Source organism: Pantoea latae, assembly GCF_002077695.1.
Taxonomy (GTDB): domain Bacteria; phylum Pseudomonadota; class Gammaproteobacteria; order Enterobacterales; family Enterobacteriaceae; genus Pantoea; species Pantoea latae.
Map to the genome: position 1 here is coordinate 39,046 of NZ_MWUE01000046.1, position 12,700 is coordinate 51,745.

Genomic DNA, 12,700 nt, shown 5'->3' on the forward strand with positions numbered 1-12,700 from the left:
CCTCAGCGGAACAGCCGGCCGTCACGCACCAGCTCGCGCGGATAGCTGTTTTTAATGCGGCTGCCGACACGCTTCGCCAGCCCGAGCGGCTGCTGCTGATAGGTCACTATCGCTTCATCGCGCGTCGGCGGCACGTCAGGAAAAATATCCCGCCCGCGATACCACTCCAGCGCCTCGTCGGCGGTCAGCTCAAAGCGGTTTTGCCCATCCGGCTGCGCCAGCGCTATCGCCGCCTCATGCTGCCAGCGATAGCCTTTGGCGAAGGTCTCGGCCAGCTTCAGCCCGATCCGCGAGAAACGTACGCTGTTGAGCAGCGGGGCGATCGCCGCGGGGAACAGCCAAATCTCTTTGTCGCGCTGCCATAGCGTTAGATCGTCGTTCCAGCGCAGACAGACTGCTGCCGCCGCTTCGGCCACTTCCGCCGCCCTCTTTTTATCCAGCGGCGTAAAGGGCAGTTTGCCCAGCTTATAGCCAGGCGTCGGCAGCGGCGCCACCGAGTCGGTTTTACGTAGCCGCGCGACAAAGAAACCTTCGCTGTCGAACAGCTGCGGGAAGACGTGCAAAAAGCCCTCCGGCGTCAACGCCTGCGCGGCGCCGGCGAACAAACCGCTGAGCGGCGCGATCTCCACCGCCTGCGGATAGCGCGCCAGCAGCCAGGCGACCACCTGCTGATTTTCGATCTGATTCAGCGTGCAGGTGGAGTAGACCAGCGTGCCGCCCGGCTTTAGCGCATGGAAAGCGCTTTCGATCAGGTCGCGCTGGGTGGCGGCGATAGCTTCAGTGCTGCTCAGCGACCAGTTTTTTAGCGCATCCGCATCTTTTCGAATCACGCCTTCGCCAGAGCAGGGCGCGTCGAGCAGTACGGCGTCGAACCGTTCCGGCAAGGCGGGGCCGAAGACGCGCGCGTCGAAATGGGTCAGAGCGACGTTGCTGACGCCGCAGCGGCTGATATTGGCGTGCAGCACCTTGACGCGACTGGCGGAAAACTCATTGGCGAGGATCGCGCCGCGATTGCCCATGCGCGCCGCCATCTGAGTGGTTTTCGAACCGGGCGCTGCGGCCATATCCATCACCAGCTGCGCCTCGGGCGCGGCGTCGAACAGCGCGCTGACCGGCAGCATGGAACTCGCCTCCTGGATGTAGAACAGCCCACTAAGATGTTCCGCCACGCTGCCCAGCGGCAAACTCTCATCGTCGCGTTCAATCCAGAAACCCTCCGCGCACCAGGGCACCGGCGTCAGGCGCCAGCCGTAATCCGCCGTCTGGGCGAGAAAATCCGCCACGGCGATCTTGAGGGTGTTGACGCGGATGCTGCGGCGCAGCGGCTGCTGGCTGATAGCGATAAAGCGTTGCAGTTCGGCGTCGTCGGGCAGCGCCGCGCGCATAAGATCCAGGAAGTCAGAGGGGAAAAGGTCGGCCACAGGCAGGTTCCAGTTAAGGCATTAAGGTCAAAAAACAGGGCGGCAGTGTAGCATGAAAGCGTCAGATCGGTTCGAACAGCTGGCGCAATGGTCTGAAGTGACCGGGACGGTTGCTGAGACGCCCCCAAAGAGAGGGTGCGTCTCAGCGTGGGCAGCGAGGCTGCCCGGTCTTATTACTGCTGCGGGTCAGGGATCGCCGTGCCCCAGCTGCGCCAGTTTTTCGGCGCTTCATCCTGCAGCAGGAAGTGCTTGTCCGCGCCCGCCTGCGGCGCCAGCGGCACCGTCGGCGGCGTGGCAAACTGAATGCCGCCGCGAATAAACTGCTGGAAGGTGCCGGTTTTCACCACGCCGCCAATCAGGCCGAAGTCGAGGTTATAGCCCGACGCCAGCCAGAACACCGAGTTGTTGCGCACCAGATGCTGATACTTTTTGCTGATGCGCAGCGCAATCTGCACGCGATCCGCCATATTGCCAAGTGAGGTGCCGGTCACGGTGCCGACCTCGACGCCGCGGAACAGCACCGGCGTGCCGATAGAGAGCGAGCCCGCCTCGGCGGCGTCGACATAGATGGTCAAGCCGTTGAGATAGCGCGAATCGGTAATGGTGCTCTCCTGCAGCTCAAAGTTGCGCGCCGGCACGCCCTTGCCAGGGTCGACGTTGACGTAGGGCTGCAGCAGGGTTTCCAGATGGTTAACGCCCGCCGGGGAGATCTCCGGCGACACCACCGAGAAATGGCTGCCGCTGCGGGCGAAGTCCTGCACATATTCCGGGTAGAGCACCGCTTTCGCCACCACCTGATTGTTGTCCTGGCTCAGCGACAGCGACTCGACCTGGCCGATATTGATGCCGAGATAGCGAATCGGCATCCCCTCTGACAGCTTGCTGGCGTCAAAGGTGTGCAGCGTAATCTGGCTGCCGACCGCGCGCGCCGCCGTCTCGGAAGGATAGAGCGTGCGCTTGCTGCCTTTGGCGTTCGCCGCGCCGCTCATATTGTCGAAGCTGATCGCCCCGCGCAGCGCGCGATTCAGCGGCGACGCCTGCACCGTCAGGCCGCTGCCGTTTAGCTGCACGCGCGCGCCGCCTTCCGCCCAGAACACGCTTTCGTTGGTCAGCAGCTTGCGGTACTCCGGCTTGATATGCACGGCGATATCGAACGCGCTGGCGCGCGGCGTGACGTCGACGATCTCGCCAACCTCATATTTACGGTAGAGCACCACCGAGCCGGCCTGCACGTCCGGCAGGCTGTTCGCCGTCAGCATCAGGGTGGTGGAAGGGCGATCGCCGATAATGCCTTCTTCTGCCTTTTCGGCGTCGGCGTAGAGCGGATAGGCCGCTTTCACCTCGCCTTTATTGCCTGGCTCAAGACGGATGCCGCCATCCACCCACTCGCGGGCGCTGGCGCCCAGCACCTTCATGCCGTCGAGGCCGAACTTAACGTCGAGCCGGCTGTTGACGATAAATTTGCTGTCGCCGTGCACCAGATTGCGATAGCCCGGCTCGATGGCCGCGACAAACTGGATGCCTTTCTCATTCAGCTCGCGCGAAATCACCTGGCCGATTTTCATGCCGTGCAGCATCACCGGCTGACCGGCGTCGATGCCGTAGCTCTCCGGCGCGCTGAGTTTTACCGTCAGCACATCAGGCTTCTGCAACAGCGACTCGCTGGCGGGCAGCACGGTGAAGTGGTTCTGCGGCTCGCCGTCGCCCGGCACCAGCTCCAGCGTATTGCCGGTCAGCAGGCTGCTCAGATTGGTGTCGGTCAGGCTCACTTTTGGGCTGCGCATCTCGATGCGCGTGTTGCTGCGCATCAGGCTGACCACGGAAGGATCGAGTGTCAGCTCGCCCGTGACCTTGCCGCCGCTCAGCAGGTTAAGCTTTGTCAGGCTGCCGACTTCCAGCCCCTGATAGATCAGCGGCGTGCGGCCCGCTTTCAGGTTATTACCGTTGGGCAGATCGAGCGTGATCACCACGCCGCGCTGGCTGTGCGCCAGGTCGGGATAGAGCTGATAGTTCTGGTCCGTCTTCGCCGGTGGCGCGTCGTCTGGCGAGTCAAAGGCGATGGCACCGTTGACCAGCGCCGCCAGGCTCTCAAGCTGCACCTTCGCGCCGCTCAGGCTGACGTCGGCGCTCAGGCCGGAGACATTCCAGAAGCGGCTGTTGCTTTTCACCAGGTTGTTGAAGCGACGTTCGATCAGCACATCAATAGTGACGCCGTCCGTATTGCCGTTGATGCTGTAGTCGTAGACGCGACCGACCGGGATCTTACGGTAGTAGACCAGCGAGCCGGAGTTGAGCGCGCCCAGGTCCGGCGCGTGCAGGTGGATCAGCAGCTCGCCGGTGTTGACGCGGTACTTCGGCTGGGTATCCTGGGCGATAAAGCTCTCGCGCGGCTTGCCGCTGCCCGGCATCATGCCGATATAGTTGCCGCCCACCAGCGCGTCGAGTCCCGATACTCCCGCCAGCGAGGCCTTCGGCGTCACCAGCCAGAACTGGGTATTCTCGCGCAGCGCCTCTTTCATATCGCTTTTAATGCTCGCCTTGATCTGAATGGTGCGGTAATCGTCGCTCAGGTTAATGCCCTGCACGGTGCCGACCTCCACGCCCTGATAGCGGATCGGCGTGCGTCCCGGCACGATGCCGTCCGCCGACTGGAAGTTAATGGTGATCACCGTGCCGCGCTCTTCGTAGTTGGTCCAGAGCAGCCAGCCGGCGATCAGCATCGCGACAATCGGCAGAAGCCAGAATGGAGAGACTTTACGTTTGCTGCGCAGCGTAGCGTTAGTCGGTGTAGTCGGCGTTTCCTGTTGCATGTGCATCCCAAAGCAGGCGGCTGTCGAGCCACTCAACGGCCATAATGGTCAGGATCACCGCCGCGCCGAAGTAAAACGCGGCGGGTCCCATGGTAAAAGCCAGCAGCTGATCGCGATTGACCAGCGACATGGTTAATGAAATCACAAAAAGATCGAGCATGGACCAGCGGCCAACCCAGGTCACCACCCGCAGCAGGCGAATACGGGTTTTTAGCCCCTGCTCGCAGCGGAAATGGATGCTTAACAGCAGCGTCAGCATCACCAGCACTTTGGTAAAGGGCACCAGAATACTGGCGATAAACACCACCGCCGCCACCGGAATATTGCCAGAGGCCAGCCCGAGAATGCCGGAGAAAATCGTATCCTCGCGGCGTGAACCGTTAAGGTAGACCACCGAGATCGGCAGCAGGTTGGCGGGGATCAGCAGCACCACCGAGGCGATCAGCGCCGCCCAGGATTTTTGCAGGCTGTGACGCCGGCGAAAGTCGAGCGGGGTATGGCAGCGCGGGCAGCGGCCGCGCGCGTCCGGCTCGCCGGTATTATGGCAGTTCAGGCAGACCTGTAGCCTGTCGCGCGCGGTGGCGTACTGCTTCTGCGGATAAAAATGCTCCCACAGCTGCTCTACATTCAGATGGATCAGCGTCAGCAGGCTCAGCACCGTCAGCGTCAGGTAGGCGGCCAGCCCGTAGCCGACCTCCAGTGAGGCGTAGTCCTGCACTTTGATCGAGGCCACCGCGATGCCCACCAGATAGATGTCGAGCATCACCCACTCTTTGACCTTTTCCAGCATCAGCAGCACCGGCCGCAGATTCATCCCCAGTCGATGGCCGAGGGTCAGGTAGCCGATGCCGACCACCAGCGCCGCCGGCGCGCCAATGGTGCAAAACGCCACCATCGAGGCGGTGAGCACGTTGCCCTGTTCCGCCATCTGGATAACGCCGCCGAGCAGGCTGGCGTTGATGCGCATGCCGAGCAGGCGAATATCCACCAGCGGCAGGGTAAACGCGAACGGCATCAGCACCAGAATGGCCGCGGCCATCACCGTCAGCCGGGTCATTGACCAGTCGCGTCCGCTGATAATTTGCGCATGGCAGCGTGGACAATAGGCAGACTGATGCGATTTCACATCCGGTAAGGAAAAAAGGGTATCGCATTGCGGACAACGCTGATAACGTGCGTGGGGCAATGGCTGGCTGATGGCGTGAATTTTCATAGGGTGGTGCACGTTTCGCCCAGATATGTGTCGCTGTGACCGGATGCGGTGGTGGGGCAAAAAAACGTTTTCACGTTTCTGACACGCCCGTAAGGGGCCCACGTTTCGATCCACAAAAATCTAAGGTTATAGCAACTAACGCTATGATTCACCTTGTGGCGGTGGATATTTAGTGCTTATTTTAACGGGCGGTTAAATAAAGCCGCTCTGTTGTTAATGTTAATGGTTAAATAATGAACAAAACTGCCTTTTACGCTGATTTGAATCGCGACATGCGCGCGCTGCTCGCGGGCGAGACGTCATTTCTCGCCGCTATGGGCAATTTCAGCGCGCTGCTGTATGAACGCCTTGAAGGCGTGAACTGGGCGGGCTTCTACCTGCTGACAGAAGCCGATACCCTGGTGCTGGGCCCTTTTCAGGGCAAAATCGCCTGCGTGCGCATTCCAGTGGGCAAAGGCGTCTGCGGCACGGCGCTGGCGCAGGATCGCGTGCAGCGCGTCGACGACGTGCACGCCTTTCCGGGTCATATCGCCTGCGACGCGGCCAGCAATGCCGAGATCGTGATTCCTCTGAAAGTAAATGGTGCGCTGGTAGGCGTTCTGGATATCGACAGCACGGTGTTCAATCGCTTCGACAGCGAGGATGAAACTGGGTTGGTTGCACTGACTGATGGGCTTTGCGACGTGCTGGCAGACAGCGATATCGAAAAATTTTTGCAGCTGTCGCGCAGCTAATCGACTGGATCGCATGGCATTTGGCGATGTTGTCATTATAATGTCGCCTGTTCATGCCTGCTCTGGTCGGCAAATCCGTTGTAATCAGGAAATTTCATGGAAAATCAACCTAAGTTGAATAGCAGTAAAGAAGTGATCGCCTTTCTGGCGGAACGTTTTCCAAACTGCTTTAGCGCCGAAGGTGAAGCGCGTCCGCTCAAAATCGGAATCTTTCAGGATCTGGTGGAGCGCGTTCAGGGCGAAATGAGTCTGAGCAAGACCCAGCTGCGTTCAGCGCTGCGTCTCTATACCTCCAGCTGGCGTTATCTCTACGGCATTAAAGCCGGCGCGACGCGTGTCGATCTCGACGGCAACGCCTGTGGCGTGCTGGACGAGCAGCACGTGCAGCATGCGCGTCAGCAGCTGGAAGAGGCGAAAGCGCGCGTTCAGGCGCAGCGCGAGCAGCAGAAAGCCGCAAAACGCGAAGCGGGCGAAGCGGGTAAAGAGGGCGCTGAACCGCGTCGTCCGCGCCGTCCTGCCGCGCGCAAACCGGCCGACGGCGAGGCGCCGCGTAAAGCGCGTCCTCAGGCGCCGCGTGCTGCCGCTCAGGATCGTAAACCGGCTCCGCGTCCGGCTGCGCAGGCGAAACCCATCACCGATACCTCAACTTTGCAACCTGGCCAGAATATCAAAGTCAAAGCAGGCAAAAGTGCGATGGACGCGACCGTTCTTGAAGTGTCAAAAGACGGCGTTCGGGTACAGCTCGCTTCCGGCATGGCAATGATTGTGCGCGCAGAACACTTGCAGTTCTGAAACGGAGGCTGACCCCGGCATGAACACCCTGTTAAAAATCGGTATGATTGCGGGCCTGCTACTGGCAGGCCCTTCATTTGGCGCTGAGAATATTACCCGCGCCGATCAGATCCCCCAGCTTCACGAAGATCCGCAGGATCCCACCGTCAGCGAACGGGTGACCTCCCGCTTTACCCGCTCACACTATCGCCAGTTCGATCTCGACCAGGCGTTTTCAGCGAAAATTTTTGACCGCTACCTTAATCTGCTCGACTACAACCACAACGTGTTGCTGGCGTCGGATGTGGCGCAGTTCGCCGATAAAAAAACCACGCTCGGCGATGAGCTGCGCAGCGGCAAGCTGGACGTGTTTTACGATCTCTATAATCTGGCGCAGAAACGCCGTTTTGAGCGCTATCAGTACGCGCTCGACGTGCTGAACCGTCCGATGAACTTCAGCGGCAACGATACGATCGATATCGACCGAGCCAAAGCGCCCTGGCCGAAAGATCAGGCCGAGCTGAACGCGTTATGGGACGCAAAGGTCAAATATGACCAGCTCAGCCTTAAGCTGGCGGGCAAAGACGAAAAAGAAATCCGCGATGTGCTGACCAAGCGCTACAACTTCGCGATCCGTCGTCTGGCCCAGAGCAACAGCGAAGATGTGTTCCAGATGGCAATGACCGCGTTTGCGCATGAAATCGACCCGCACACCAACTACCTGTCGCCGCGCAACACCGAACAGTTCAACACCGAAATGAGCCTGTCGCTGGAAGGTATCGGCGCGGTGCTGCAGATGGATGACGACTATACGGTGATCAACTCTATGGTCGCGGGCGGTCCGGCGGCGAAGAGCAAGTCTATCAGCGTCGGCGACCGCATCGTCGGCGTCGGTCAGCCGGGCAAGCCGATGGAAGATGTCATCGGCTGGCGTCTGGATGACGTCGTCGCCAAAATCAAAGGGCCGAAAGGCAGCAAAGTTCGTCTTGAAGTGCTGCCGGCGGGCAAGGGCACCAAAACCCGCACCGTCACCCTGACGCGTGAAAAGATCCGCCTGGAAGATCGCGCGGTGAAGATGAGCGTGCATAACGTCGGTAAAGAGAAGGTCGGCGTGCTGGATATTCCCGGCTTCTATGTCGGCCTGACCGATGACGTCAAAGTGCAGCTGCAGAAACTGCAGAAGCAGAACGTCGACAGCATCGTCATTGATCTGCGCACCAACGGCGGCGGCGCGCTGACCGAAGCGGTGTCGCTCTCCGGCCTGTTTATTCCCAGCGGCCCGGTGGTGCAGGTGCGCGACAACAACGGTCGCGTGCGTGAAGACAGCGACAACGACGGCGTGGTCTACTACAAAGGCCCGCTGGTGGTGTTAGTGGATCGCTTTAGCGCCTCCGCCTCGGAGATTTTCGCGGCGGCGATGCAGGACTACGGTCGCGCGTTGATCGTCGGCGAGCCGACCTTCGGCAAAGGCACGGTGCAGCAGTACCGCTCGCTGAACCGCATCTACGATCAGATGCTGCGTCCTGAATGGCCTGCGCTCGGTTCCGTGCAGTACACCATTCAGAAGTTCTACCGCATCAACGGCGGCAGCACCCAGCGTAAAGGCGTCACGCCGGATCTGCTGATGCCGACTGGCGTGGAAGCGGCGGAAACCGGCGAGAAGTTCGAAGATAACGCGCTGCCCTGGGACAGCATCAACGCGGCCACCTACAGCAAAACCGGCGACGTCAAGCCGCTGGTGGCGCAGCTGACCAAACAGCACGAGGCGCGTATCGCTGAGGATCGCGAGTTCCAGTACATCATGAAAGATATCGCGCGCTTTAACGCGATGAAGGACAAGCGCAATATCGTGTCGCTCAATCTTGCCCAGCGCGAGAAAGAGAACCACGAAGAAGATGCGCTGCGTCTGGAGCGTATCAACGCGCGCTATCAGGCCGAAGGCAAAAAGCCGCTGAAGAGTCTGGACGATCTGCCGAAGGATTATAAAGAGCCCGATCCTTACCTCGACGAGACGGTCCGCATCGCCAACGATCTGGCGCAGCTGGATAAGTCGTCGTCCGCACCCGCCGCGCAGTAAGCGCACCGGGTTTAGAAAGCACCGCGCCGCGGTGCTTTTTTTTGCCCTTAACCCGGCCGCGTGCGCCAGGCGTGACAGAATGTAAAGTTATGTCTTTTTAGGCACTTAAAGCTTAAGGTCGCTTGAAATGCGCCGCGATGACCCTAGGATAGGGATCCGCGCAGTCAGCGCATGAACAACTGAGGAAGATTAACTTTTATGATGCGTATTGCTCTTTTCCTGGTGACCAACTTAGCTGTGATGTTGGTCTTTGGGCTGATCCTCAGCCTCACAGGGATCCAGTCAAGCAGTGTTCAGGGCCTGATGATTATGGCAGGCCTGTTTGGCTTTGGCGGTGCGTTTGTTTCACTGCTGATGTCGAAGTGGATGGCGTTGCGTTCGGTCGGTGGTGAAGTGATTGAACAACCCCGTAATGAAACGGAACGCTGGCTGATGCAAACTGTGGGCCAGCAGGCGCAGCAGGCGGGCATCGCCATGCCGCAGGTGGCGATCTACCATGCGCCTGATATCAACGCCTTCGCCACCGGCGCGCGCCGCGACGCCTCGCTGGTTGCTGTCTCTACCGGCCTGTTGCAGAACATGAGCCGCGACGAAGCGGAAGCGGTGCTGGCGCACGAGATCGCGCATATCGCCAACGGCGATATGGTCACCATGACCCTGATTCAGGGCATCGTGAACACCTTCGTGATTTTTATCTCGCGCATTATCGCGCAGGTGGCGTCGGGCTTTCTTTCCGGCAACCGCGACGGCGAGGAGAGCAGCAACGGCAATCCGCTGGTCTACTTTGCGGTGGCGACGGTGCTGGAGCTGGTGTTCGGTATTCTGGCCAGCATCATCACCATGTGGTTTTCGCGTCACCGCGAGTTCCACGCCGACGCCGGCTCAGCGAAGCTGGTGGGCCGCGAGAAGATGATCGCCGCGCTGCAGCGTCTGAAAACCAGCTATGAGCCCCAGGAGCCGAGCAGCATGATGGCGTTCTGCATCAACGGCAAAAACAAGTCGCTGAGCGAGCTGTTTATGTCGCATCCGCCGCTGGATAAACGTATTGAAGCGCTGCGCAGCGGTCAGTATCTGAAGTAACCGCGCCGCCAGCAAAAAGGCGACTCCCCGGAGTCGCCTTTTTTATGCGTGACCTCTACTGCGCCTCGGCGCGTTTCTGCGACAGGCGCGACAGGCTGAAGAGCGCGGCGACGCTGGAGAAGGCGCCGGCCAGGATCAGCGAAGCGTGCGTGCCGCTCTGATCGAACATATTGAACATCAGCGCCACCAGCGCCGCGCCGCTGCTCTGACCCAGCAGGCGCGCAGTGCCCAGCATGCCGCTGGCACCGCCGCTGCGGCTGCGCGGAGCGGAGGAGATAATGGTGTGGTTGTTGGGCGACTGGAACAGGCCGAACCCGGCACCGCACAGCGCCATACGCCAGATAATATCCCAGTCCTGCGGCTGCGCCGGCAGCAGCGCCAGCAGAAACAGCCCCGCCGCGAACAGCGCCAGGCCCAGCCCGCCGAGCAGCCCGGCGTGAACATGCTCGATCAGCCGGCCGGCAATCGGCGCCAGCACCATAGTGGCCAGCGGCCAGGGCGTCAGCAGCAGGCCGGTCGCCACTTCATCGCGTCCCAGCACGTTTTGCAGGAAAAAGGGCAGCGACACCATCGCCAGCATCTGCGCGCAGAACGAGCAGATGGAGGTGCAGATTGAGAGGCTAAAGAGCGGAATGCGCAGCAGATCGACCGGCAGCAGCGGCACCGGCAGCCGCTGCTGGCGCTGGACGAAGAACCAGCCGACGACCGCCAGCACCACTAGTTCAGCCAGCACCCGCGCCGGGCGATCGCCCTGAGAGAAACTGGTCAGCGCGTAGATCAACAGGCCAAAAAAGAGCGCGTTCATCAGCGCGCTCGGCACGTCGAACTTCTGGCTTTTCGCTTTCTGGCTGTTGTCGGGCAGGAAGCGCAGCGCCAGCCACAGCGCAATCACCCCAAGCGGCACATTAATCAGAAACAGCCACTTCCAGCTGGCGAACGACAGGATGGCCGCCGCCACGGTCGGCCCGGCGGCGCTGGAGACCGCTACCACCAGCGAGTTGATCGCCATGCCGCGTCCCAGATAGCGCTGCGGATAGATGATGCGTATCAGCGCCGTATTGACGCTCATCAACGCCGCGCCGCCAAAGCCCTGCAGCACGCGCGCCAGCGTCAGCATCGAAAGCGATGAAGAGAGGGCGCAGAATAGTGAGGTAAGGATAAACAGGCCAAGACCGACCTGGTAAACGCGGCGATAGCCGAGCATATCGCCGAGAAACGAGAGCGACAGCAGCGAAGCGACAATGGCGATTTGATAGGCGTTGACGATCCACACCGACTGCGCCGGGCTGGCTTGCAGTTCGCGCGCAATCGTCGGCAGCGCGACGTTAGCGATGGCGCCGTCCAGCACCGCCATCATAATGCCCAGCGCAATGGTGAAAATCGCGCCGTAGCGCTGCGGCACGGGCAAACCATCCTGAAAAGGTGTAGGGGACATAGAGAGATAAGTAAAGTGGGTGAATATCATCATGCTAACCAAATGTGTGGCGCCGCGCACCGTTTTTACCGTAAAAAAGGGTATTTAAACGCGGGCATCACGCGTGAGGCGATGGTGCGGCGCGCGGCGACGCGCTATATTGGTTAACTGTTCCGAATTTATTAAAACGATTTTAAAAAGGGTGCGCGATGGCCGCCAGTGAAAACGATAAACAACCCGACGCCGTTTCCTCTGTAATGAAGGTGTTCGGCATTCTACAGGCGCTGGGCGAAGAGCGCGACCACGGCATTACCGAGCTGGCGCAGCGCGTCATGATGTCGAAAAGCACCGTTTACCGCTTTCTGCAAACCATGAAGGCGCTGGGTTATGTGACGCAGGAAGGGGAGAGCGAAAAATATTCCCTGACGCTGAAGCTGTTTGAACTGGGCGCGAAAGCGCTGCAGAACGTCGATCTGATCCGCAGCGCCGACGTGCAGATGCGCGAGCTCTCCCGCCTGACCAAAGAGACGATTCACCTCGGCGCGCTGGAAGAGGACAGCATCGTCTACATCCATAAGATCGACTCGCTCTACAATCTGCGCATGTACTCGCGCATCGGGCGCCGTAATCCGCTGCATACCACGGCAATCGGCAAAGTGCTGCTCGCCTGGCGCGACCGCGCCGAAGTCCAGGAGATCCTGAAAGATGTCGAGTTCAAGCGCAGCACCGCCAACACCATCGTCTCTAGCGAGGCGCTGATCGCGGTGCTGGATCAGGTGAAAGCGCAGGGTTTCGGCGAAGATAACGAAGAACAGGAAGAGGGATTGCGCTGCATCGCCGTGCCGGTTTTCGACCGCTTCGGCGTGGTGATCGCCGGCCTGAGCATCTCTTTCCCGACGATTCGTTTCTCAGAAGAGGCGAAAAGCGACTATGTGGCGATGCTGCATCGCGCGGCGCGCACGCTCTCCGCTGAGATGGGCTATCACCACTACGCCTTCTGACCAAAAATAGCGGCCTTTTCATTTACGCGTGTGAGCATGCTGGGGTGCGGGCCACTGCGCCTCCTCTGCTGCCGGGCCGTCCTCGCGCCGCTTCGCGGTGCCTTCGGCTGCAACGTCGTGCCGGACGGACCGTTCGGGTACGGCCATCCAGGCCTACCCGAACTGCCGGTCGCATCCCT

At 60.4% G+C, this 12,700-nt stretch carries 9 protein-coding genes; 5 read left to right on the plus strand and 4 right to left on the minus strand.

The genetic code is table 11. The features are described 5' to 3' along the window. Positions 1 to 2 precede the first annotated feature (2 nt). The 3 genes from rsmF to yebS form a co-directional block, all read right to left on the minus strand. The gene (gene rsmF / locus B2J69_RS23010; RefSeq protein WP_081142714.1) at positions 3 to 1,427 is read right to left on the minus strand and encodes a 16S rRNA (cytosine(1407)-C(5))-methyltransferase RsmF; all 1,425 of its coding nucleotides are present in this window, start codon (positions 1,425 to 1,427) and stop codon (positions 3 to 5) included. 167 nt (positions 1,428 to 1,594) lie between these two features. Continuing rightward, on the minus strand, positions 1,595 to 4,231 hold the full coding sequence (locus tag B2J69_RS23015; protein WP_081142715.1) for a PqiB family protein: 2,637 nt from the start codon (positions 4,229 to 4,231) through the stop codon (positions 1,595 to 1,597). Further along, entirely contained in the window at positions 4,200 to 5,444 is a 1,245-nt protein-coding gene (yebS, locus tag B2J69_RS23020; RefSeq protein ID WP_081142716.1) for a membrane integrity lipid transport subunit YebS, read from the minus strand. Before yebS ends, B2J69_RS23015 begins: the two co-directional genes overlap by 32 nt. A 233-nt stretch (positions 5,445 to 5,677) precedes the next feature. On the opposite strand from yebS, the gene B2J69_RS23025 reads away from it, so the two are divergent. From B2J69_RS23025 to htpX, 4 genes are all read left to right on the plus strand, one after another. After that, the gene (locus tag B2J69_RS23025) at positions 5,678 to 6,178 is read left to right on the plus strand and encodes a GAF domain-containing protein (RefSeq protein WP_081142717.1); all 501 of its coding nucleotides are present in this window, start codon (positions 5,678 to 5,680) and stop codon (positions 6,176 to 6,178) included. Between the two features lie 96 nt (positions 6,179 to 6,274). Continuing rightward, positions 6,275 to 6,970 carry an RNA chaperone ProQ gene (gene proQ / locus B2J69_RS23030; RefSeq protein ID WP_081142718.1) on the plus strand — a complete coding sequence of 232 codons (696 nt, stop codon included), beginning with the start codon at positions 6,275 to 6,277 and terminating at the stop codon, positions 6,968 to 6,970. Between the two features lie 19 nt (positions 6,971 to 6,989). Beyond that, entirely contained in the window at positions 6,990 to 9,026 is a 2,037-nt protein-coding gene (gene prc / locus B2J69_RS23035; protein WP_081142719.1) for a carboxy terminal-processing peptidase, read from the plus strand. A gap of 198 nt (positions 9,027 to 9,224) precedes the next feature. Continuing rightward, complete coding sequence (htpX, locus tag B2J69_RS23040; RefSeq protein ID WP_081142720.1) at positions 9,225 to 10,106, plus strand: protease HtpX; 882 nt, start codon at positions 9,225 to 9,227, stop codon at positions 10,104 to 10,106. A 55-nt stretch (positions 10,107 to 10,161) separates the two neighbouring features. Here htpX and B2J69_RS23045 read toward each other — a convergent pair whose 3' ends face one another. Beyond that, positions 10,162 to 11,541: an MFS transporter gene (locus B2J69_RS23045; protein ID WP_081142721.1), complete on the minus strand. Its 1,380-nt coding sequence runs from the start codon at positions 11,539 to 11,541 to the stop codon at positions 10,162 to 10,164. Positions 11,542 to 11,729: 188 nt separating this feature from the next. Here B2J69_RS23045 and kdgR point away from each other — a divergent pair, with 188 nt between their 5' ends. Beyond that, the gene (gene kdgR, locus B2J69_RS23050; RefSeq protein WP_081142722.1) at positions 11,730 to 12,521 is read left to right on the plus strand and encodes a DNA-binding transcriptional regulator KdgR; all 792 of its coding nucleotides are present in this window, start codon (positions 11,730 to 11,732) and stop codon (positions 12,519 to 12,521) included. Positions 12,522 to 12,700 lie beyond the last annotated feature (179 nt).